23 protein-coding genes and 1 pseudogene are annotated in these 22,323 nt (G+C 58.2%); 10 read left to right on the forward strand and 14 right to left on the reverse strand.

Annotation, left to right across the window (positions count from 1 at the left end; translation table 11 throughout):
• Positions 1-85: 85 nt before the first annotated feature.
• Positions 86-829: a hypothetical protein gene (locus tag ACR64R_RS27570; protein ID WP_487359376.1), complete on the reverse strand. Its 744-nt coding sequence runs from the start codon at positions 827-829 to the stop codon at positions 86-88.
• A gap of 55 nt (positions 830-884) precedes the next feature.
• Between ACR64R_RS27570 and ACR64R_RS27575 the strand changes: the two genes are divergently transcribed.
• The 3 genes from ACR64R_RS27575 to ACR64R_RS27585 all read left to right on the forward strand — a co-directional run bounded on the left by ACR64R_RS27575 (position 885) and on the right by ACR64R_RS27585 (position 3,544).
• A complete protein-coding gene (locus ACR64R_RS27575) occupies positions 885-1,283 on the forward strand; it encodes a recombinase family protein (RefSeq protein WP_487359377.1) in 399 nt (132 codons plus the stop codon).
• Positions 1,284-1,395: 112 nt separating this feature from the next.
• The gene (locus ACR64R_RS27580; RefSeq protein ID WP_487359378.1) at positions 1,396-1,866 is read left to right on the forward strand and encodes a very short patch repair endonuclease; all 471 of its coding nucleotides are present in this window, start codon (positions 1,396-1,398) and stop codon (positions 1,864-1,866) included.
• 52 nt (positions 1,867-1,918) lie between these two features.
• On the forward strand, positions 1,919-3,544 hold the full coding sequence (locus ACR64R_RS27585) for a DNA cytosine methyltransferase (RefSeq protein WP_487359379.1): 1,626 nt from the start codon (positions 1,919-1,921) through the stop codon (positions 3,542-3,544).
• Here the strand turns inward: ACR64R_RS27585 and ACR64R_RS27590 are convergent, their stop codons facing one another.
• From ACR64R_RS27590 to ACR64R_RS27610, 5 genes are all read right to left on the reverse strand, one after another.
• Positions 3,545-4,168 carry a protein NO VEIN domain-containing protein gene (locus ACR64R_RS27590; RefSeq protein ID WP_487359380.1) on the reverse strand — a complete coding sequence of 208 codons (624 nt, stop codon included), beginning with the start codon at positions 4,166-4,168 and terminating at the stop codon, positions 3,545-3,547.
• A 230-nt stretch (positions 4,169-4,398) separates the two neighbouring features.
• The gene (locus ACR64R_RS27595) at positions 4,399-6,153 is read right to left on the reverse strand and encodes a DEAD/DEAH box helicase (RefSeq protein WP_487359381.1); all 1,755 of its coding nucleotides are present in this window, start codon (positions 6,151-6,153) and stop codon (positions 4,399-4,401) included.
• 64 nt (positions 6,154-6,217) lie between these two features.
• On the reverse strand, positions 6,218-7,534 hold the full coding sequence (locus ACR64R_RS27600; RefSeq protein WP_487359382.1) for a hypothetical protein: 1,317 nt from the start codon (positions 7,532-7,534) through the stop codon (positions 6,218-6,220).
• Between the two features lie 2 nt (positions 7,535-7,536).
• A complete protein-coding gene (locus ACR64R_RS27605; RefSeq protein WP_487359383.1) occupies positions 7,537-7,992 on the reverse strand; it encodes a BglII/BstYI family type II restriction endonuclease in 456 nt (151 codons plus the stop codon).
• A gap of 648 nt (positions 7,993-8,640) precedes the next feature.
• Positions 8,641-9,162 carry a hypothetical protein gene (locus ACR64R_RS27610; RefSeq protein ID WP_487359384.1) on the reverse strand — a complete coding sequence of 174 codons (522 nt, stop codon included), beginning with the start codon at positions 9,160-9,162 and terminating at the stop codon, positions 8,641-8,643.
• Between the two features lie 172 nt (positions 9,163-9,334).
• Here ACR64R_RS27610 and ACR64R_RS27615 point away from each other — a divergent pair, with 172 nt between their 5' ends.
• The 3 genes from ACR64R_RS27615 to ACR64R_RS27625 all read left to right on the forward strand — a co-directional run bounded on the left by ACR64R_RS27615 (position 9,335) and on the right by ACR64R_RS27625 (position 12,169).
• Entirely contained in the window at positions 9,335-9,946 is a 612-nt protein-coding gene (locus ACR64R_RS27615) for a recombinase family protein (protein WP_487359385.1), read from the forward strand.
• A 115-nt stretch (positions 9,947-10,061) separates the two neighbouring features.
• Positions 10,062-11,372: a hypothetical protein gene (locus tag ACR64R_RS27620; RefSeq protein ID WP_487359386.1), complete on the forward strand. Its 1,311-nt coding sequence runs from the start codon at positions 10,062-10,064 to the stop codon at positions 11,370-11,372.
• A 116-nt stretch (positions 11,373-11,488) separates the two neighbouring features.
• Positions 11,489-12,169: a hypothetical protein gene (locus ACR64R_RS27625; protein ID WP_487359387.1), complete on the forward strand. Its 681-nt coding sequence runs from the start codon at positions 11,489-11,491 to the stop codon at positions 12,167-12,169.
• On the opposite strand, the gene ACR64R_RS27630 is transcribed toward ACR64R_RS27625, so the two are convergent.
• Entirely contained in the window at positions 12,156-12,857 is a 702-nt protein-coding gene (locus ACR64R_RS27630; protein WP_487359388.1) for a hypothetical protein, read from the reverse strand. The two genes, ACR64R_RS27625 and ACR64R_RS27630, sit on opposite strands and share 14 nt — an antisense overlap.
• A 454-nt stretch (positions 12,858-13,311) precedes the next feature.
• Here ACR64R_RS27630 and ACR64R_RS27635 point away from each other — a divergent pair, with 454 nt between their 5' ends.
• Together ACR64R_RS27635 and ACR64R_RS27640 are read left to right on the forward strand one after the other, a co-directional pair.
• Complete coding sequence (locus tag ACR64R_RS27635) at positions 13,312-13,482, forward strand: hypothetical protein (protein WP_487359389.1); 171 nt, start codon at positions 13,312-13,314, stop codon at positions 13,480-13,482.
• Positions 13,483-13,525: 43 nt separating this feature from the next.
• Positions 13,526-14,527 carry a radical SAM protein gene (locus ACR64R_RS27640; protein WP_487359390.1) on the forward strand — a complete coding sequence of 334 codons (1,002 nt, stop codon included), beginning with the start codon at positions 13,526-13,528 and terminating at the stop codon, positions 14,525-14,527.
• Here ACR64R_RS27640 and ACR64R_RS27645 read toward each other — a convergent pair.
• On the reverse strand, positions 14,521-15,408 hold the full coding sequence (locus tag ACR64R_RS27645) for a JmjC domain-containing protein (protein ID WP_487359391.1): 888 nt from the start codon (positions 15,406-15,408) through the stop codon (positions 14,521-14,523). The genes ACR64R_RS27640 and ACR64R_RS27645 overlap by 7 nt on opposite strands.
• Before the next feature lie 12 nt (positions 15,409-15,420).
• A complete protein-coding gene (locus ACR64R_RS27650) occupies positions 15,421-15,816 on the reverse strand; it encodes a hypothetical protein (protein ID WP_487359392.1) in 396 nt (131 codons plus the stop codon).
• A gap of 616 nt (positions 15,817-16,432) precedes the next feature.
• Here ACR64R_RS27650 and ACR64R_RS27655 point away from each other — a divergent pair.
• The gene (locus ACR64R_RS27655) at positions 16,433-17,347 is read left to right on the forward strand and encodes a DUF6895 family protein (protein WP_487359393.1); all 915 of its coding nucleotides are present in this window, start codon (positions 16,433-16,435) and stop codon (positions 17,345-17,347) included.
• Between the two features lie 69 nt (positions 17,348-17,416).
• Positions 17,417-18,832 (forward strand): ComEC/Rec2 family competence protein, encoded by a 1,416-nt coding sequence (locus ACR64R_RS27660; protein ID WP_487359394.1) that lies wholly within the window; start codon positions 17,417-17,419, stop codon positions 18,830-18,832.
• Positions 18,833-19,465: 633 nt separating this feature from the next.
• On the opposite strand, the gene ACR64R_RS27665 is transcribed toward ACR64R_RS27660, so the two are convergent.
• The 5 genes and pseudogenes from ACR64R_RS27665 to ACR64R_RS27685 form a co-directional block, all read right to left on the reverse strand.
• A complete protein-coding gene (locus ACR64R_RS27665; RefSeq protein WP_487359395.1) occupies positions 19,466-19,666 on the reverse strand; it encodes a hypothetical protein in 201 nt (66 codons plus the stop codon).
• Between the two features lie 93 nt (positions 19,667-19,759).
• Positions 19,760-20,149: pseudogene (locus ACR64R_RS27670) on the reverse strand (DUF5939 domain-containing protein).
• 213 nt (positions 20,150-20,362) lie between these two features.
• Positions 20,363-21,232, reverse strand: coding sequence for a DUF2182 domain-containing protein (locus ACR64R_RS27675; RefSeq protein WP_487359396.1), 870 nt, complete (start codon positions 21,230-21,232; stop codon positions 20,363-20,365).
• A gap of 3 nt (positions 21,233-21,235) precedes the next feature.
• On the reverse strand, positions 21,236-21,874 hold the full coding sequence (locus ACR64R_RS27680; protein WP_487359397.1) for a DUF1326 domain-containing protein: 639 nt from the start codon (positions 21,872-21,874) through the stop codon (positions 21,236-21,238).
• A gap of 144 nt (positions 21,875-22,018) precedes the next feature.
• The gene (locus ACR64R_RS27685; RefSeq protein WP_487359398.1) at positions 22,019-22,318 is read right to left on the reverse strand and encodes a DUF718 domain-containing protein; all 300 of its coding nucleotides are present in this window, start codon (positions 22,316-22,318) and stop codon (positions 22,019-22,021) included.
• Between the last annotated feature and the right edge of the window lie 5 nt (positions 22,319-22,323).

The following is a 22,323-nucleotide window of genomic DNA, read 5'->3' on the forward strand; positions in this document are numbered from 1 at the left end:
GTCGACCTGCTATCCTAGAGTCTTCACAGCTAGTCTAGCCGCCTCGCCAGGAACAACGAATGTTGGAGTCCGACAAGCAAGCTGACTACCACCGTGGCTCCGGTTGATAGGCCATTTTTGAGATCACTTTCGTCGCGTCGCCGCGCCGTCCGTACTTTCCTATCAGGCCTTTCTCGTCCTCATCAGAGACCGAACTAACGCGGTAGAGGTTCCACATCTTGTCTTTCGTTGGGGAGAGACGGTAGGTTCTGCCGTTGGTGCGGCAATACCAATGAGGAGATTTCTGGAGCTGCGTCCATTTGCAATCTGCACCTGACAGCAGCCGTTGCTCGCGAGCCATTCGGTCCTCTTCAAGCAATCTCTGACGTCGTTCCTCGTGCTCGACCCTAAGTCGCTCCTCTTCTTGCTCTACGTGGTCTCTGAGTAGGCCGATGATGGCCGGCAGCTCTGTGCCCTCTGTCCTTTCCTTCTCGTAGAGCGCGAGACAGCCTGGGCGAAGCTCCTCTTTCGGGTACGAGAAATACTCCTCGTCCTCGAACGCCCTCAGGCGCTGGCTGACATCTGTCGTCGTAACCTGCGGCCCCGGCATCTCGTTGATAAAATCGCGCAGAGCCTCGACTGGTATCCAACAACCCAAGGCAGATTTGAGCAGGACCTCGCGTTGCCCGTCCCACTTCCTCCAGATCGAATTGCCTCGGTCGACGCGCCTCACGATCTCTTGAGCCAATCTGATCAGCGAATAGGGATCCCGGATGTGGCGCAGGGACGGGCTCTTCACGTAGGCGAAGAGCAGCTCCTTAACGTCCGAAATGCGTTCGTCTTCTCTCATCGGATCATCCTCCTCAGGCGCAATCCTCCGATTATGGCCCTGCCGTGGCATTGATTTGAACAGCCCGCTCACCAAGGCTCTTCTCGTGTACCGCAGGAGCATCGGCAGCAAGCCGGGCGACATCCTGCTCACAGGACAGGTCAGCCGCCTGAGCCGTTTGTCGGACAAGGACTGGGACCAGCTCAAGCGCGAGATCGAGGACGGGAATCGTGGCGCTGGACCTTTCGCTCTCCCACATGATGCTGAAGACCTAAGACGCCTTGACCGGGCGCGTGTTCGACGCCATCAAGGGATGCTGCTCGACATGCTCGCCGCAATCGCCGGCAAGCATTATGACGACCGTCGCCGCAGACAGGCTCAAGGGGTCGCCAAAGCGAAGGCCGAGGGGCGCATGAAGGGACGTCCGGAGGACACACGGCGCAATGAGGCTATCAGGCTATCATGGACATGCTGAAGCGGGCGGCAGAGTTGGAATACCACCGTGAAGGCAACAAACTGCTCCCGTTCGACGCTCGCTAAGCTGGCGCAGCCTGTAGCGCCAAAGCCAGATATTGCGGAGAGAGTCGATGCCTGACCGCTTGACCTCCGCGCAGCGGAGCGCCCACATGGCGCGCATCAAGCGTGCCGATACCAAGCCGGAGATGATTGTGCGCCGGCTTTTGCATAGCCTCGGCTACCGCTATCGGCTGCAATGGAAAGCTGCTCCCGGCCGACCCGACGTTGCTTTCCCTGCCCGACGCTCGATCATCTTCGTGCACGGTTGCTTCTGGCACCAGCACGATGGTTGCAAGCTTGCCCACGTGCCGGCAACGAGGCGCCCGTTCTGGGAGGCGAAGTTCGACCGCAATCGGACCCGCGACGCTCGAAACCTAGAACTAGCCAGTGCCCAGGGCTGGCAAAGTCTCGTGGTTTGGGAGTGTGAAACACTGGACCAGGCAGAGCTGGCCGAGCGCCTCAAGGCCTTTGTGGGGCCGGTGAGACATGAGCGGGAACTGGCATCGAGATTGGATCTTGGCCCTTCAGCCCGAAGCAGCTAATCTGGTAGCCTCGGCCGCCCCTCCGGCGCGATTCGATACACGGGAGCTTATGTTGCGCGCGATCGACCTCTATGCAGGGATTGGTGGCTGGAGCTTGGGCCTCCGGTTGGCGGGCGTTGATGTTGTCGCGTCGTATGAGTGGTGGCCGACGGCCGTAGAAACTCACAACGGCAATCTCGGCAGCACCCTGGAACCTGTAGATGTGAGGGCGTTGCGTCTCCAAGACCTCCCGAAAGACATAGACCTCGTGGTGGGCAGCCCTCCCTGCACTGAGTTCTCATACTCGAACCGAGGTGGAGGTGGGAACCTGGATGAGGGGCTGAAGGATGTGGTCAAGTTCCTCGAAATCGTCGAGCACCTGAAGCCGCGTTACTGGGCTCTGGAGAACGTCCCACGCGTGGCGCAGGTGTTGTTGCATGGGTTCTCGGAGCCCGCGCACCCTCTCTACCGCTTTCGTCGACTCAAGCCACAGATCAAGGTTGTCGATTTCTCTGACTATGGCGCGCCCCAGTCGCGGCGGCGATGCATTGCGGGCACCTTTCCATTTGAGTTGGTAGAGGCTTACCGGACGAGGCTTGCACAACGCACGCTTGGGGATGTGGTCCGGTCGCTGAGTGCCAAATCCAAGATCATGGACCCCGTGTGGGGCTGTACACTTCGTTCGGCCCAGGTGACTGAACGGGAGACGGAAGCGCCACTGAATGCTGAGGAACTCCGCATGAACCGGGAGGCCAAAATCTACCATCCGGTGTACAACAACATGGCATTCCCGGATGAGCTTGACGCCCCGGCCCGTACGGTTACGGCCACCTGCACACGAGTCTCACGCGAAAGTATTGTGATAGAACCCACGCCGGGAGCCTTCCGCCGCCTGAGCATCCGCGAGCGCGCTTGCCTACAGGGCTTCCCGATCACGTATCAGTTCTACGCCCGATCCTTCTCGGACAAGGCGAAGATGGTCGGCAATGCGATTCCGCCAACCTTCACGTACCTGTTGGCGCAGGCGGCGCTCGGTGTGCTGCCCGAGGATTTCCAGTCATTTGAGCTAGCTGGCGCCTCATTGTCCTTGCCGGCGAGGGCCGCGCCAGTGACCCCACCCACCACAGAGGGGCGCACTTATCCGATCGGCCGCAGTTTCCGCGCCGCGATCCCGGGCCTGAGGTTCAAGAGCGGGATGCGGTTCGAGCTCGCTAACGCAAGAGGAGGCCAAACCGCGTGGCGAGTGCGGTTCTTCTTCGGGCCATCGGTCAACGTTCGTGAGATTGAGCTGGACGATGAGCTTCTCCGGGAACTCCAAGGGTCACCGTTCATCCAGCGAGTGCAGATGACGACAGGCGCGCTGTTCGCCGAGACCGAGCAACGCCTGCTCACGACTGCCCCGGAAGCACTTCAGCTAGCATGGAGCCACAGGGCGGGGGGCCTTCGCCCCTTCGACGTGGCCGATCTGTTGGGCGAACTAGCGTCGACCGTGCAAGCCTATCTCGCGGGTGCTTCTAAGGACTTACAGCACGCCGCTATCGGCTATGTGTTAGAGGCCGCCGCCGAGGGCGAGATCGGCGACAGCATCCCCGGCTCGCGCAAGCTGGCTGACAATGCATTGCCGATCCTCAGCGGAATGCTGGTCGGGGCTTGGTTCAATTCCCTGGCGTGGCATGGCCAGCGCAGAGCCGTTGCTTAGCTACAGGGAGACCGAGTTGAACAGGGAGGTGAAGGTGCCGAAGGGCACCCGAACCTCGCGCCACTCGCCGGTCCCAACGTCTATCGGTATGTGACGTGCCATCTCTGCCACATCTACTACGGCCAGCAGCGGACTTGTGGATTTGAGGTCCCAAAGATGGAACGTGTGGTTCGGACTGTCGATCGCCTGCTCCCACTCTTTGCTTGTGATGTACAAGGAACCGGCGGTTCCTACGGTGCTCGTCTTCACCTCAATGGACAACGGCGCGGGGTCATCGGCGGCTTTCACTGACAGCACGTCATACCCATCCTGGTTGCTATCGAGGGCGACCCACCTTGGTGGAGCTCCGGTCCGCGCTTCTTCATGAGCAAGTGTGAGCCGTTCGCCGCGCCGACCAATCGCGAGCAAGCGGTCATCGCGGTAGCCCCGCGCCATGGACGCAAGTAGGTCCCAAAATTCAACGACATCATCCGCTACGCCTGTTGCAACCTCAGCCTCCACGAGAACCTGGGCGATTCCGGGACCGGCGAAGGCAAGTACGCGCGACCGTCCGTAGGTGGCGTTCTGGAGCCAGTCCGGCGCCACAATGTCTGCGTAGTCTAGGACGACTTGGCGGAGTGCCAAGCGGTAGTCCCCCTGGTTGCAAGCTCGTTGGCCAGCCGGCGTGGGACGAAGTATTCCATCGCCGTCTACCTCAAGCCAGTTTAGCGTCTGCGACAGGGACAATGCCTCGGCCGATGGCATACCACCAACTCTCTTTAGGCCAGACAATAGCCCGGAGGCGGTCAACGCGTTCCGATGAAGTAGCCGCAAGAGGTCAAGCGCAGATAACGCAAGACCAGGCGTCAGCGAAGTCATCTGCGGTCCTCGCCCAGATCGCGAGCTAATGACCTGACGTCCTCAAGCTGGAGCCCGGTCACGTATTCCTCGGGGTCCTCCGCGTCGGCGTCCGTCGGGTCAATGGGAATTGGATCCGGAGCGAGCGAAGAGTCTTCAAGCGCCGCAGCCATTTGGCCGATCTTAAAGCCCAATCGCGCTCTCACGGTTTCATCAACGGTGTCCTGGCACTCCACGATCTCGATGATCGTCTTCTGATCAGGAGGCAGCCCAAAGCGGTGGATACGGTCTTCGGACTGAAGGTAGTGAGCGGCGTTGAACGTTCGATCGAGATAGATGGCATGATGACAGACTCGATGCAGGCTCACGCCTTCGCTCGCTGCGGCCGGATTGGCCACCATCACTCGCACGTTGTCGTCATCGTGGAACGCCTTGATCTTACCTTCGCGCGTGTCGTTGTCCTCTTCGCTCCCAGCATCGACTCCTCCGTGGATGAAGACCGCGCCAAGATCGGCGAGCCGGGAACTCATGTACTCAACGTTGCGAACGAAGGAGGACCAGATGAGGACTTTGTGGCCCTCGCGTGAGAGCCTGCGGGCGCGCCGAAGCACATACTCGAGCTTGGGCCCTTCGCCCTCGGCCAACACCGCCGCGAGGAGATGGCTGTGAGCGAAACCGATCTGGGACGCGAGCAGAGAAGGATTGGAGACGAACTGCAGGAGGCGAGCGACGGACCGTCCTAGCGATCGAAATGCCTGACGTCCTTGGCTATCGAGGAGTGCCGAAGCCTCCCTGGCGACCTCCAGGCGCATGAGTTTGTAGAGCTCACCCTGAACGGGCGCGAGCGGAAGCTGAACCAACGTCCGCGTCACCGGCGGCAGATCGAGCTCGGCCTTGTTGGTGCGGACGTAGATAGGCCGCATCAGATCGACAACGGTATCGTCACGTGCAGCTACCTCCGGGTAGAGGAACCTGAACTGCGGGAGCAGGTCACCAACCGCTTGAGGCATTGGGGTACCACTCAAAATCAGTTTGCCGACCGGCAAGTGGGACAGCCCTAGCGTTGCCCTGGCACTGGCCGCGCCGACCCCTGCCTTGATGCGGTGGCTCTCGTCGAGGAAGACAAACGTCCGGTGTTGGGCGATGTGTTGTGCAACGATGTCTGGAAGTCGTGTTAGCTGCTGATACGTCAGGAGTGTGAAGCGGGGGTCCTCTAGCAGCGCGGCGCGTATGCGATCACGACCTCCTCTCAGGCGGACGAAAGATGCGTTGAGTCCGGGCAGGCATTCGTTGATCTGCTCGTCCCAGGCGGCGAACGCATTCTTGGGTGCGACCACCATGAGCCGATCCCCCGGTTCGGCGCGATGCACGAAATAGGCTAACGCTTCGGTGGTCTTGCCCGCGCCGGGAACGGAGAAGGTAGCAGCGGCGGGGAGGGCGGCAATGCGCCCCACATTGCGAAGCTGGTATCGTGATAGGACGCGAACGAAGCCGGCCGCATCTAAGGATTTTGTGAGCGTGGCAGCTTCGACGGGCTCAGCCTCGGGCGCATTCCGGTACAACTCCACGGCCCGGCGAGATGCCTGCAGCAACTGTGCGGCAGCCTCGCTTACCCAGAGGCCCTCGTTCGGTCGCAGCCCATGGGCCCGCAAGACTTGAAGGAACTGATCCCGAGCCCCGGCGAATGACCACCACGGTAGCGAAAGACTCGAAGCGTCCTCCTGCACAGCGTCCTGACTGGCGTCGAACACTACGCGCTTGAGCAAGGCCACCCACGGAGCCCTTGCCTCCGCGGCTGTCCAGGAGAGATGAGCGCGCCCGTCTCGGCGGCGATAGTCAAGCCTTAACATGCTCTGCCAGGAATGCTCTGATCTGGGCGATGCGCTTGTCGATCTGATCTAACTGGTTGCTCACGCCGCCGAGCTTAGACTCAGGCCGCAGGCCATCTTTGACAGCCGCCGTGAGGGCAGTGTTTGCCTTCGCGCAGCAGTCGAGCAGGTAACCAGCTTTCCTAACGTCTTTCTTGAGCTGGCGCTCCGATTCCAGCACGTCGGCGATGATCTCTCTAGCGCGAGGGGCCTGCTTCGCGTCCTGGAGGACGGAAGCCAGGGCCGCATCTCGGGCTGCTGGCGCGCTGGGCCGGCCATCCCCGAACAACTCGTCGAGCCCATCCTTTGGCGTATCCAGGTCGACTGCGAACTCCGCCGAGAGCCGGTCGCCCACCTTGTCTAGGTTCGCCGCGAGCTCCGGAATGGCTAGATAGAGTCGTCCGACGGACGAGGGATCGTCTATGAGGGCGAAGACGGCTTCCTTGAACATTTCCTGCCGCGCAACCCCCGACAGCTTGACGCGATTCTGAACCAGGCGACGGAAAGTGTGTTCTTGACCGGACGACACCTCTGACCACATGTCCGCCTTTCCACGCGAGCGCAGGTATTCTTCGGCGTAGTCGCGCATGTCGAAGAGCTCCTGGAGCTCCGTGTCCTTCATCTTGTAGAGGAGGCAGAGATCGGCGGGCGTGGCGCCATGCTCCATCTTGGCGCGCATCATGTTGGCTTGTGCATCCCACGGGTAGTCTGCCCTGATGTCCTTCTCGATCTGAAGGAGCGCCTCCAGGCGGTCGATGTCCTTCTCTGTGGCGTGCGGCAGCACCGCGACGTCGATGTATTCGTAGTGCGAGTATTTCGAGGCTTCTTCGCCAGCGAGTAGCTGGCGCCAAACAGATAGGCGCCGATTGCCGTTGACGACGAAGCCGTCCTGATCGAGCAGAAGGGCACCCGCCTGTCTGTTCGAGGCGTCTGCGAAGTACTTGTCCAAGTCCGACTGCCTGCCGAGTTGTAGCAGAAGTTCATGCTGGGCCTCTTGGGCGTCCCACATCTCCGGGTCGCCGGTGAAAAGGTCTCGCCGAAGGTCTGGATGCCTTGCGAGATGCTCGACCTGAAGCGAAGCAGTCCGGCCGTTGCCCAATCGGTACTTAGGCAACTCGATGGGCACCCTTATCCGAGGGATGTCCTGCAGACCGCCTTGAAACGCAACTTGGACCGTCGGCAGACCCGATGCTTTGAGCCTGGCGTGGAACTCCTCGATCCTGGCTGGCTTAGGCCATCCGAACCGCGAGCTCTTGGCGGTGTCAGGAAGGGTGATTTCGGACATGGCTACTCCAGTGATATGAGCAAGGTCGGCACGTAATACGCCTTGCGGAAGATTTCGAGCTCACGCTCAAGCCGGGCAGCTTGTGCGATGTTGTCACCGATTTGCAGTGCCAGCGGCTGAGACGGCAGGACAATAACAGCAGCATTGATCGAGTTGTCGAGATAGAGCGTCTGCAGCTTGATCAGATCGGCGTACATGCGCGCCATGTTACCCGTTTGCAGACAAAGACCGATGCCCTCTTTCATGGAAGTGATGGTCATGTCTGAGTCCCGAGATACCGGAATCTCAGCGGACCAACCCTGGCCCTTCAGACCGGTTATGAATTGGTCGCGGATGCGGGGTGCGGCGCCGCGACAGGGTACTACGTCAATTTCGGCGATGACTCGTTGGATTTCAACTTGGACGGCCTTAGGGACCCGCTCTGCGCCAGCACAGTGGCTACTTATCGAGGCGTGCATAGATCGACCTTTGACAGGGGGCGATCGCGGTTAAGCCACGAGGCCCCCGGTTGTGGATGTGGCGCCGCCGATGGTTGCACGACCTCGCCCGATTGCGGCAAGAAGGTCACAAGACACTACAATACTTTTGTGGGAAATGCCTGCGTTCTGCGAGACAAGCAGAAGACGCCCCATTTCAAGTTGCCACCCATGCCGACTTGAAACCTAAGCAGAACCGTTACATCGTGCAATAGGTCGAGTTCCGCAGGTAAGCAGAAACTCCTGAGTAGTGGCTGTCGGTCGCGCTGCTGCGCTGGATCAGCTAGGCGACAGATTCTGCGCGACCCTGTCCTGGTCTTCCATCAACTTGCGAGCGTCGAGCTTCGAGGGCCGACCCCGGCACAGCTGAAGTTTGCTTTGCGCTCACGCCCTGCGAAATCCCGTCGGCATGTTCAGCCAGCGCCACTTCCTTGGTCTGTTCCAGCACGCACTCATGTCGGCGCCGCACGGTGAAGGGCGGGAATGACCTTGCCTAATCCCGCTGCTTGTAATCGCGGCGAAACAGTTCCGCGACCGACCAGGCGGAACGACGCAAATATTCGGCGGAAAAATTTGCCTGGGCGGATCGGATAAGCATTAACCGCGAAGTCCCCCCGTACCCCTTCGACGCTAGGCCACGCCGGAACTCAAGTTGACGACCGTAATGGGATAGTCGGCTTTGCGGACCTTCGTCGTTGCTCTCGTAGCCATGGTCGCAGACGCCACGAAATAGAATCGATCGCCGGCCATCCTTGCCAACTTGTCTAGTGTTTGTCTCATTCTCTTGTCGATGACCCCGTCGGGTCTGGCAGAGGTAGTTATCTCCGCCGAAATGAGCGCGACCCCTCCTGCGCATCCGAGCAGGTCAGGCTCTGTCGACGTTCCCGTGGATGCGGGATGCCAAGTCCATTGGTTTACACGGTCATAGACGGGTTGCGCTTTCAACCAATCGAGGGCGCGGATGATGAGGAACTCGTGCTGTAACTGATTGAGCAGTTCGTAGCTTTGAGAACGAAACTGCTGCAGAAGCCTCATCTGTTGTTCAAGGTCTGCTATCTCGCTTGAAAGCAGTTCTCGCGCACGTGCGACAAACGTGGATGCTCGCCACTCCAAATCCGCTCGAAGCTGCCCAATATCGTTGATGACCGCCATCGACCTAGCCTCCGGACGCTTAGGTAGGCGTCTTTGGAGCGACCTGTCCAGATGGGCAGGGTCCAGCGGACGTTCGTCCAGGCACCTCGATACATGTCCAAAGAAATGGGTGTTGACTTTTGGACGAGATTGACTCACAAGCCTAAACTCTATTGGACATCGGAGGCTTGGTATGCAGATCGGGTACGCGAGAACGTCGACGGAAGAACAGGTGGCAGGGTTGGAGGCGCAGGTACGCGACCTCCGGGCGGCCGGTTGCGAGGAGGTCTACTCGGAGCAGGTGTCGGCGCTTGGCGACCGGACGGAGCTGCAGTGCGCCCTCGGCTTCCTGCGCAAGGGCGACACGCTGGTGATCACCAAGATCGACCGGTTGGCGCGCAACACGCGGACGCTCGGCGAGATCGTCGATGACCTGCATCGGCGCGGCATCGGGTTGAAGGTACTGCAGTTCGGCAAGGAGACGCTCGACACGACCGGAGCCTATGGACGGCTGATGCTGAACATGTTCGCGGCCTTCGCGGAGTTCGAGCGTGACCTGATGAAGGAGCGCCAGAAGGAAGGTATCGCCAAGGCCAAGGCGGAGCAGAAATACAAGGGTCGCAAGCCCACCGCGCGAGCGAAGGCGAGTGAGGCCGTGACAATGTTTCGCGAGAAAAAGACGGTCTCCGAGATCGCCAAATCTCTTGGCATCGGCAGGGGTTCGGTCTATCGGGCGCTGGAGGCCGCCGGCCTCAAGGAAGTTGCCGGCGAGCTTGACCCACAGGCGGCCGTACCGGCCCCGTAGAGATTCGTTTGACGTTATCGCGAGCCCAGGGCTCCTGTGCGGCCTCGTGCCTGCCGTTGGGCGTCTATGGGTCTGCCAGAGCGGGGTGGCCATATTGACGATCGGAAGTATTTGAATGGACCAGATCACGCCGGCTGCGGTCGGCCAAGACGACGAAGAACAAGAACGGGACCGGCCCTTCAACGCCTATCGCTTCGCCGCATCGGAGGACGCCAAGACCATCGTGCGGGAAGCCATAGGTCTGCTGCTGACCTGTGAAGCTCATTTCGGGCTCAAGAAGAACAAGCGGCGCGCCAAGGATCAGGAAACCTTCGATCTCACCGTCGACGCTGTGCTGTCCGACTTGATGCACCATCATCTCACCGAATATCCGCTGGGCGTCTATGTCACCCGCTCCAATCGTGTGCTGGGCACAAAGAGCCGGTATCGCCCACGGGCCTACAGCAAGATGTTTCGCCACATCCTCGACCTGATGGTGAAGCCAGAGATGGCCTACATCGAACAGGACATCGCCGCGCCGGTCCAGGGTGTCTCGCGGTCGACCGTGATCCGGGCCGGTTCCCGGCTCCTCGATCGGATCGAAGAGCATGGCGTTCAGATTGGCGATCTCGGTGAGCATCCGCATGGCGAGACGGTCATCCTGAAGCGCACTAAGGACCTTAACGACTACTGGGATGAAGGTGGCCTGGCGGAGTACGACGACGATGCCGTTACCGAACGTTACCGTTCAGTGATCGCGGACATCAACGATTGGCTTGCCGCTGCCGACCTTAGGGTCGATCTAACCGGCATTCCGTGGCCGCATACATCATTCGACATCGCCGCACGACGCTTGCGCCGCATCTTCACGCAGGGACGCTTCACCAGCGGGGGCCGGCTGTTTGGAGGCTTCTGGCAAGAGCTTCGCAAGCACGAGCGACGTCAAGGGCTCTACATCGGCGGAGAGAAGGCCGTGGAGCTCGACTATGGCCAGGTTGGTCCGCGCATCCTTTACGGCATGGCCGGCCAGCAGCCACCCTCCAGCGACCTCTACGCCATGCCCGGCTATTACCAGCAGCGCGCCGGCGTCAAGCGCGTGATGAGCGCTATGATCTTCGCCTCGGACACGCTGGATAGGTTCCCGAAGGAAACCAAGAAGCTATTTCGACGGAACGACAAGATCGGTGAGGTGGTCAGCGAGATCGAAAGGCGACATCCGCTGATCAGGGATCACTTCTACCGTGGTCTCGGGCACGATGCCCAGTTCACCGAAAGCCAGATCATGATCGAGGTACTGCTGACGCTCAAGAACCGAGACATCGTCGCGCTGCCAATCCATGACGCGGTGATGGTCCCTGCCTCTGCTGTCTCCGTTGCCAGGGAAATCATGCTCAATACCTTCCATCGACATGTTCATGTGGAAGGCACTGTAACGATGGAAGGCTGATGGGATGACTCTAAGGAGGGATGATCTCTTGGTCTCTTCTCTCCCTGATCTGCTCAGGTAAAGCCTTGCCTATCCCCCAAGGGGAAACCCACTGCTCACCATAGAGGGACTCGAGATTGACCACGAACTGGACGCGGAAGCGTGAACGAAAGGCAGACGTGAAGTCTCGAGCCGCCGAGCCGAGCCAGATGTTCTCGCGCTGCCGGGTGATCGGTTGCGACAGACCCGCTCGTGCGGGCACGGACGATGGCCTGGACACGCGATTTTGTAGGCAGCACGCTGATCACTACTCGCGCCACGGCAGCCCGTACAAACGCTCCTACACGGCTATGGAACTCGCGCCACACCGAAAGGCAGCTTTCGCTTGGTTGGAGGCGAAAGCCGATGACCAATGGGTGCGCAACGCAATCGACAGAGTCGAGACCCTTTACCGAACCGCGGGGCCTCATGTGGAGGCATTCCGGCTGCGCGGCCTATCACCCGAGGCGCGAGCTAGGGCCGCTTGGGCGCGGCTCCGCAAGGCGAAGATCGACCCCCGGCGCGTGGTAGCTGCATGGCTCGCCGTCGAGATGGCCATCGAGGCTGACCCGCAAGCCGAAACCAAGGCTGAGTTCAAGCGGGTCCAGGCTGCGAAGCTCGTCCACAAAATGGCTTCAGGGACGCACAAGAAATGGATGAGCGGCGCGGCCGGCACGAACGAACTGCACGTCTACCCTCGGCCCCGTGGCCGCATCCTACGGCATCTTGGGAGTGACATTGAGCAGGCGGTCGAACTGATCTCGGTCAAGCAGACTTAGCTTGCCCGTGTTCGCCCGACCTGGGATTTAGGTAGTAGTACAACGCCTGCAGTGTGATCGGCTCCTCGCGCCTCTTCCTTTTAAACCACTGGACGATGGGTGCGTAAGATGCGCCCCATAGGTCGTAAGCGTATCGCCTGGAGCAGGATGGGGGAGCTTGTGATGGATCGAAACATAGATGCAGATATCGGAACAATTCTGTTCCCGTCAGACACCAACTCGCCACATCGTCTTCTGCGAGAGGCGGGGCACAAAGAAGGGCTCTGACCCGCACATGCCCCTCGGTGACGCCATTCCTGGCCAAATTTTTATCAGCTCCCTCCTTCATCAGCGGGATAAGTCGCTGAGCTACAGAGGAAATCCTATCGTCTGCAAATACTCCCGCCCATCGGAGTGCGTCACACAGGTTCTCTTGATTCTGGATTGACTTGTTGAACTGCGCAGTTTTGCTCTTCACCTCGCAAAGGATCAAGTCAATTTGGTCGGTGCCGATACCAAGAAACTCCGGACTGGCCACTCCTCGTGCCGCCTGGTCGTGAAGGTGGTGGCGCACCGCGAAGCAATCAATTTCACCCTTGTTTTGCCCGCCTTTCTTCTCAGCATGCAGAATGAGGCCTGTAGTGAAATATCCACTCAGGCGCAGGTACAAGGTAGCAAGCGCCACGTTCAGTTCGTCTGCCCTGATCACTCTAGCCTCCACCTGAATGGCTCGCAGACTTGATCCAAGTTCGTATAACAAGGCCACGGCAGCGCGGGCCACAAGAGGTTTCGATCAGCAGTATAGATGGCCTTGACCGGCTAAAGCCATCAGCGAGGCCGCGATAGGCTGAATAGCAACCAAGGCCGAGTCCCGCCAAGTTCGTAAGCTACTGAGCGGTCTACAGCTGTACGAAAATTGGCAGGAAAGCAACCTCATTTCCACCGTCAACCATTCGACTTCTGTGCGAACAGTTTGCCGCCTAGAGCGAAAGGAAATGGCAATCCAAAAGGCCTCCAAAAGAATCTTGTCCGGCGTCATCAGGTATTACAGAAATACCGAATAGCCACGGATACATCAGTTCAACAATCAAAAAATGTTCGCCCTTGCTAATTTAGCACGTTTGGCACATGATCTCATGCGCCTCAAACCCAAGGAGGGATCTATGGCCGGCGAAACCATTAAGGTCAAACCTGATGAAGTGAAGGTGGAATCGAGTGGCAAGGTGGTAATAAGTAACAAGACTCTTGCCGAGAAAATTAAAACCATGGGCGCCAAACGTGGGGAAGCCCATCCCGAGTGGGTGAACATCAACTTCGGCTGCGGCGCAGTTTGACTTAGATTAACGTAGGCGGCGGGACGGGCAACGGAGCAGGCAGATGTCAAGCCAGGAAGGTTTTGAGCTGTCGATCGAAAAAGCTACCCGCTATCTGTCCCCCCGCTATCTCCGCCTCGTTATTTTGCCCACTGAGAAGTGCAATTTCCGTTGCGTGTATTGCTACGAAGACTTCTCGGTCGGCCGAATGTCGTCGGAAGTTTCGATGGGGATCGCGGCTCTAGTCGAGAGCCGGGCCGGCCAATTGGACCGCTTAGATGTTGACTGGTTCGGCGGAGAGCCGCTTGTGGCTAGAGACATTGTCTTCGATCTCGGAACCAAGTTGAAAAGAATCTGTTTAACCAACTCAATTGAAATTCGCGGAACCATCACAACCAATGGCTACCTTCTGACCGTGCCGGTAGCTACATCACTTACCGGTATAGGAATCGATAGCTTTCAGGTTTCTTTGGACGGTACTAGTCAACTACACGACAGGCGGCGAGTTAGGGCGGACGGAGTCCCGACATTTGAGACTATAGAAAAAAACATTTCCAAACTATTAGAGTCAGAGTTAAAGTTCAAGCTGTTGCTACGCATCCATTTCGATAGGACGACTATCGACGATGTTGCAATGTTGCTGTCGACAAAGGTAAAAGAATGGACGTTGGACGATAGAATCGGGGTTTTGTTCAAGCATATTGAGAATTTGTCTCCTGATAAGAATGCTCATGTTGAGCAGATGAGCTTTGCACAACGCAGAGAGACGATTTCGTTTTTGTCTTCACTCATAAATAAGCCGCCAGCGGCGAAGCAAGATACTTATGTTTGCTACGCAGCTCAACCCAACGCTTTCGTGATCCGAGCTGACGGCCGGGTCGGCAAGTGCACCGTTGCAATGTCTGACGACAGAAACACCATCGGATGTATCTCGCCGGACGGAAAGCTCAACCTTGATGTTCAGAAGGTGCAGCCATGGCTGGCTGGATGGCAGGCAGCCGACCCCGCGAAGCTCGCATGTCCATATTCAAGCTTTCCAAAGCAGCCGGGGAGCAAGTTTCAATAGGTGTCTTTTGGAATGAAATCGAACTCATCTGGCTCCCAGGTCTTACCTAAGCGCATAACGTCTTTTAGGCCGGCTTCATAGACCTGGTCACTTGTATTGGAAAGCATAGCCGACGAAATGATGTGGATGTGTCGTTGCACCCATGCGGCATCGACCCCAAGGGGCAGCGATTGCCTCAGCCCGTTCTTCGTGCTTGATCGGATAATGTGTATCAATAACTCGGCGACAGTAGTTGTCTTAATACCAAACGAGATATGAACTGAAGGGGTTTCAATCGCTTCTACATGATGTAACGTTCCCCTCGGAATATAGAGGATATCCCCCCTCGAGAGACAGTATTCGGCCGTAGGCGCGAACGAGGCAATGGGGTACAAGTCCGAGTCATCGACCGGCAATGGCGTAATTCGTTCGCCTAGTTTCCATCGCTTCGATCCATGGATTTGTAAGGCGACCACATCAACCGAATCAAAATGCGGTGGGAACGAAGATCCTTTTGTATGCGTCATCAACAACGTCCCGGACCCACGATGACCCAACGAACGTTCGAGGTATCGGACGATCTCAGCCGTGCCATCATGGTCTTGGTCAAAATTCTTAGTCAGAACCGCAAACCCCGCCTCTAGTGCCGCGGCGACCGCATAGGGATTTGAATCGATGTTGCCGTCCAGGGTGCTCCAAGGCATCCGCCTGCCCTGGCCGATTAACTCAGTACGGTTGAGCAGTGATACGCTTCTAGCAAATGGCGCGACCATGGAACTATGACTGAATGCGTCGTCGAGGCAATTGGCAAAGAAGCCTGCCTTAAACATCGGGGCTGCATCCCAACTTGCGTCGAGCAGTAAGCGCAGCGCACCTTCATTGGGCACCCAACTAGCTACCATAAGCTTGTCCCCTTATGAATTGACCACAAGACCAAGTTCTATCAGTCCGCTAAGCGCGGACTCTATTCCGACAAGTTCCGTCTTGCCGTGCTCGTTGGCGGCGCCACTGTCCGGCTTTTTCGACGAGATTAGATTAGTCGTTGGCAGCGGCTTCCCTAGCTCAACCAACAACATTCCAAAATAACGCTCGGAAACGGCGTCCCCAATTCGATTGCTGACGAGAAACGCGTCCGTCAGCAGGTCATAAAGGAAATAATGATTCGCAGGGCAGCTCCTGCGCATTATAAACTCCGTAGCCTGAACGGCGTGTACCGGTCTGCTTTCAAATTGACGCCTTAAAAGTGATACGAGAGAATATCCATCTGCCAATCCCAAATATTCGTAAAAGCATTTATAGCCGAGAAGCATGAGGCGTACCTCATCAGAGCAAGATACGAGGGAATCATTTATTATATCAAGAGCGGAAGATGCGTCTGAACGATAAGTTAAACACTGTATGTATGCCTCTAGGACACAATTTTGCATCATTGAGAGTACGTACCGAGGCAATAGGTCGATGAAACGGGAAATTGCTGTAACGCTGCACTTTGGTACGATGGCGGACAGGCGTTCTGTGGCCCACATGGCGTGGGCCTGGGTTATTTCTTCTGGGGTGAGCCTCGGAAACAGTTGCTCCATCTGACGCCGAAGCTTGAGCAAACGGCGGTTGAAGGAATGCCGCTTCGATTCCGCCAAATCCAAACGGGCCAAATTTATCCACTGCTGCAGAATAAATGTATCAGGAAATGGAACATGGCGTCGATTGCTGAGGCGAATTGCGGTGGAGCACCAATGGCGTGCGAGGTCAGGCCGACCTAGCCTGTAGAGCAATAGAGTGCCTTCATTGAAAAGTGTCAAAGCCGGCGTCAGGGAACGGGCGCTAGCAATACCGTTTAGTCGGACGTTGGTCGCGCTAGCTATCCACTCTGGAGCCCATGTGGTAACTAGCTTTCGCGGCATATCCTCACGTACTGTTAGGAACCTCATGGATGTTCGACAGCCTCGCTCTTTAGAGAGAATATGCGGCAACTGGCTGCTTCGCAATCTGGAACAGTTCAGAGTGGACTGGAGCGGGTCAACGTCGCAAGTTCTCAACGGCCTTAAGTTCTATGGTGAGTTGGCTTTGCTCGTTGGGGCGAACTCTGGTTCGTTCTCGACCGGCTACTTGAGGCAACTCAGGTCAAAAGTTGTCGATTGGTTTCGAGCAAACCCTCCAGATACCGGTAAGTTATTTACCACAGCGAAGGAATTTCCCCAGTTATTCCCATTTCTGGGCGGCCTGTGGCAAATGTTACGCCAGTGTGGTATAAATGACGAAAGGTTGCAAAGAGTAGTCGTTGAGTGTTTTGGTATATCAAGCCTCCGGTATTTCGAGAGGCATGCGGCACTCGATATCGCCGTGAACAATATTGCATTGCACCTTGATCTTGAAGGGTTATATAATCAAAGCGATATTATAGGAAGGACATTGGTTTTCAGAAATGAGGACAAAGAAATAAGCGATACAGGAAAGTATTACATTTGCCACGACATATTCTATTTGACCGATTGGGGTAGTAGGGCGATTAGTGAGGCGATAGATGTTAAGCGCGTTGTGGATGAATTGGAAGAGTGGTATGGGATAGCTTTGGATCGGGGAAATATTGACTTGGCGGCCGAACTTTTCTTGTCGTTGTCCATGCTCGGCCAGCGGCCCAGTGCGCGGAGGTTTATTCGGTCATCCAAGATGCATATCGACGAAAGCGGCTTACCAAGCCCCCCTGCGGGGCAAGGCGGGGGATTCATTAGAGGTGGCGAAAGCGACGAACGGATCATCTTCTTTCGCTACTATCACACCGTGCTCGTATGTTTGATGGCTCTCTCCGCTGCTTATCCGCGTCCTCCGCGTGGAAGACGGTAGAGCGCAGATGCAGTTGGAAGTGCTTGAGCCAGCTCTCCGATCGACGAATTGGTTCCGGAGTAGTTAATCGTGGCCTACAGAGACGATTATGTGTTCGGTGCAGAGTTCCCACAGCGCAGGCTCTACGCACGAGTGGCGCGGGCCGAGCAGATAGGCCACGGACCGTACGCTCGCCATTCGTATGAATTTGATGCTGTAGACGTAGAGGTCTCGTCTGGCGGCCGCTTTGAATCGTTGCTTGATTCTGATGACCTACGTCATTTTGCACTTGTTCGGGTAGTGACGACCGAGGGACTATTCAATCGGACTTTCGGCACAGTACCGCAACCCGGATATTGGTTTGCCCTTGATATCGGACCCAAGGATGGGGGTCCGATGGCCTTTCACGCTCAACTTACCGGGACCGGTTATAGCGTGATGTCGCGGGGCACCTTGCAATCGGCAACCTTCCTTTTTGCCGACGAGGACCTTGGCGGCGGGCCGGATGGTGGTCCAGATGGTGATGGTGGCGGTAGGGGCGGTGGCCTGCTTTCGGACGCACTGCGGGTAACCGAAGGTCAGGCACCGGTTGCAGTGAAGATCGAGGGCTTTGAGGCTATTCAATCAGACGCGGCCAAGAAAAGGGAAAAGAGAACAATCAAAGTCGGTCCGAGGTCATTGGGTGCTGCTGCAAGTGTCGATATTGACGCGGCGAAAGCCTTGGCCAACGAATGCGAGTTTCCCCAAGGGGCGCTGACGCAAGCCGGCGACATCCAGACCGTTCTTGCGTCAAAGGCTACTCCCCACGCGATCAGCATCAACGACGTCGGTCAAGCAAGTTTTGCAACTCTGCTAGACCACAAACAGAGACTTTTGGTGCATTTCGATGCTGGATGGCCCGTCGTTTTTAACGGGAAGACCGCTCCGAAGAGCCCACCGACCCTCAGCCCAGGCACCCCAGTTATCGTTTCTCACTGGGATTTCGATCATATTTCTGGCTTCTTCCGTTTCCCCCAACTGGGACAGGCGCCATGGATTGCTCCGGTGCAGCGCCTCGGACCTGGGGCCAGGAAGATTGCGGCTGCCCTCGCGGGCCGAAAATTGCTTATGGGCTGGTCTGGGTCGAGCGTCGCCTTGCCGTGGGGCAAACTCCTCAAATGCACTGGCCTGCCCAAAATGGTCAACCATAGTGGACTTGCGCTGATAGTGGTGCTGGGCTCGGGAAAGATGGCGTTGTTGGCAGGCGACGCGAACTACGATTCAATCAATCTGCCAGATGCCAGCTTTAGCTATCTGGCGGTGACCCATCATGGAGCGCTCTTTGAGGGCAGCGTTCCAACGCCTACCGCGAGCGGCGCCCTTGGTATAATCTCGGTTGGTCGCGGTAACGTCTATGGGCATCCAAAGGCGGCGTCGATTGCCAAGCATACTCGAGCCCAGTGGCTAATAGATCGTACCGCCGGGACACGAAAGAAGCGTCGTGGGAATAGAACGCTCGGGCCGTGACCGGTCAATTGGCGCCGAGGGCGCTCTAAGCCTTGATCTGAGGACACAAGGGTGGTACACGCGACTTCTATATGGCGGAAATTGATAAAACAAAATCAGATAGTTAACGGCAAGCCTGGCGAGTTCAATCCTCTCTCGCAGCACCAGCCTATCCCATTGAAATCGCTGAAGTGCTTGACATACAAGGCCTCCTGTCCATTCTGATGTTACAAATCTTGTAACAAAGGTGGGTTCAGGGGCGTGGCGGGACGAGTTCGAAATCTCCTCAATCGAGACGGTCGTTATTTCGCTCGGCTTGTGATCCCAAAAGACCTCCGGCCGTTCATGGACGGCAAGACCGAACGCAGGAAGGCGCTAGGGCCAGACTATAGGGCGGCTCTGAAAGCTCTTCCAGGCGCCATTGCACTTCTGCAGCATGAGATCGCACTTGCGGAGCGTCGCGCAGCGGAATCGGGAGCTCGGCCAGTGACGGTTGGGCGCTATCCGCTTGCCCCCGACCAGATTGCCTTACGCAACTATCAAGCCCAGCTGGCCTTTGACGAGGAATTGCGAAACACCGACCATCGATACGCGTCTTTCGGTTATGTTGACTATGGCCGGGCCGCGAGCCTCCGCGAGGGCATTGCCGGACGTTTAGCCGACTCGGAACTCGCGGGACGCCGGCAAGAAGCGTTTGCCGTCATAGTCGATCTTCAGAAGCGTCGGCGCCGACACCGGATCGCCTGATATCGGCACAGCGAATGCGGCCTGCGTCTGCACGTTGACCCCCGCAAGGGCGCCCGGTCCGAATTCGGCGCGGAGCACTGTGGTGGTGCCGTGCGGCAGAAACGTCATGCCCCGAACGAAGCCGCGCAGAACGTCAACAAAGCGAACGTCTTGCCCGGGTAGTCGCCCGTCATGTCCGAAGTGCAGCTTCCAGTGAAAATCCTAGACGGGCAGCGTCTCGGGATCATGGTGCGGCAGGCGCCGCAGCTTCGGCGATATCGAGAAGGTGACCTCGATGAAATCGTCGAGGTCGGTGTCGCCCGACACGTCGCTCAGGCCACAGACGTAGTGGGTCTTCAGCGTGCGCAGGCGCCGAACTGTCGAGCACCATCTCGGACTGAGGACAGAGCACATCCCAGCTCATGTCGAATAGCCACAGCGGGCGGCGTGAAGGAAGAGGTCGATTGCTTCAGGCTCGGCGATTGCGCGGTCGCGCGCAAAGGCCAGCGGATTGACACGATAGAGCGAGTGGTCGTCGGCGCTCCTGATCAGCGTCTTGAATTTCGAGATGACACGCGGGCTCCAGGCGCGCGCCTGCTCCACCTTGGTCATCTTGCTTTCGAGAAGACGATCGTCGACTTCCGTCACGCCGAATCCTCACCCTTGCCTCGCGACAGCCTACTAAAAAACCAGCGCGATGCGAATGGATGCCCTCGAAATCGCCTGCCGAGACAGCGGGGATGCTTGTCCTTCCGCTCGTTTACCGTGCGATGGACGGCCGCGTTCGCCATCCAATTGCTGGTCGCGGGTTGCCAGGGAAGGCCGCTAGCCGCCCATCCAAGGCACATCGATCGCCCTGAGCGCTACAACGATGCCCAGAGCCACTAGCGCAACGCCCATACCACCTTCGACGCGGCGGCCGCGAGGCAGCAGCTTCTCGACGAAGACGGCCAGCGTCAGCAGCAGCATCCAGGCGATGCTCATGATGCCGGTCGCAACCAGCACGGCAAACAGCGCCCAGCAGCAGCCAAAGCAATAGAGGCCGTGGCGCAGCCCCATCATGAGCGCGCCAACACGCCCGTCGCGCCAATGCTGCGCAACGAACGCGAGCGGCGAGCGGCAACGGCTGAGGCAGATGTGCTTGAGGGCCGTGAATTGGTAGAGCCCGGCGATGCCAAGCGTGGCGCCGAGCGCGAGCGGTGCCCATTTCGAACGCTGGGGTGGATCGAGGCTCGTTGCAAGGTCGCTACCGAGCTGGACCAGGACATATACGGCAACGCCCGCCGCCGCCCAGATGAGCAGATAGCCCGCGACGAAGGTCCACGTTGGGATGGCCACGTGCTGTTCGCGCCTCGCCTGCGCCGCCGCGAACATAAAGATCATCGGCGCCGCAGCTGGCAACATCATCGCCGCCATCATCACCGTCCACACGGCGAGAAAAGCGGCAGCGCCCTCCACTGACCAGCCGTCGGCTGCAATTCCGGCCATCGCCATGCCGGCCATGCCTTCCATACCCTCCACACCGCCGCGCACGGCAATGCCCATGGGCATATCCATGCTGAACGTCTGGTAAAGGGTAAGCGCCCACGCCGCTGCTGTCAGCCCTACGAGCGATGCGAGTAGACCGAGCGGGATGCCCCGCAGATTCCGGGTGAACCGCCGCGATTTCCTGAGGAACGCGTCAGCCATCGTCATGCCCTAGTCCGGGCCGCTCCAGTCGAACGGAATGTGCTTGCTCGAGCGGGCGGTGCCTGTCCAGTCGAGGCCAAAGCCTTTGGTGCTCACCTCGACGGAACGCCCCCAGGTGGCAACCTGGCCCGGGCCAACCTCGGAACCCGGCGGGTTGATCGTCTGCACCCGCTTGCCGGGTGGCGTGGTGGGTCCGGAAAGCGCTTCCGCGTGTCCGACGACGAGGCCAGGAATATCGACCCGCCAAGTGGCCAGATCACCCGCCACCTCAAAAGTGATCGGCACGAACTCCATGCCACGCATCTCGCCGACATTGGCGGCAAAGCCTGCCGGCCAGCCGCCGGCCAGGCCACCGAAGATCGTCTGCAGGGCTTCGCGCTGTCGTTCGTTCGCCTTCTCGTCGAGATACATGCCCATCACGGCCTTTGCCTCGCCAGCCCAAAGATTGCCTTCAAATTCGCCGAGCGCCACCAGTGTCAGGCCGTCGAGCTTGACGTCGCCATACTGACCCTCGCGCACATGCCAGGCGAGCACACCTTGGCAATGATTGCCCGTCGGCCGCTGTGCGAACTCGCAGGGGCAGGGGATGTCGCAGCTGCAGATGTCGAACCAGTCGCCTGCGAGCCGCCATTGAGGCACTGCATTCATGGCTCGTCCTCCCGAAAAAATCGAGGATCAGATCATACGTCGATGGCAGGCCGCACTCCAGCAGTTTGTGCGTCGATCTCTGATTTTGATGGACTGGCTCTTCACGTTAGTGGTCGAGCGGTCCACACCTGCAGCTGCGCCACTTCAGGTCCCGATGTTGGCCACAACCGTTCCCGAGATAGGATCGGTCACGCCGAGGTCGCCGCCGAGATCCTCAAGCATGTCGCGCATCGTATCCAGAAGGCCAATCATCTGCGGCCGGGCCGCCGCAAGGCTATCCATGTCGTTCCATTCGCCGACGATGCAGAAGGTTCGGTCGCCAGTCCTGATGAGCGCACCCTTCCGGAACCCCCCGACGTCGAGCTTTGCCTTGTTGTGCGCGTCGATGAACGCCTGTTCCTTGCCGGGCTTGGTGCAGAATCGAACGACGTTGTAAGCAGTCATGTCTT

It is taken from the genome of Mesorhizobium sp. MC2-1-1, from assembly GCF_057597255.1.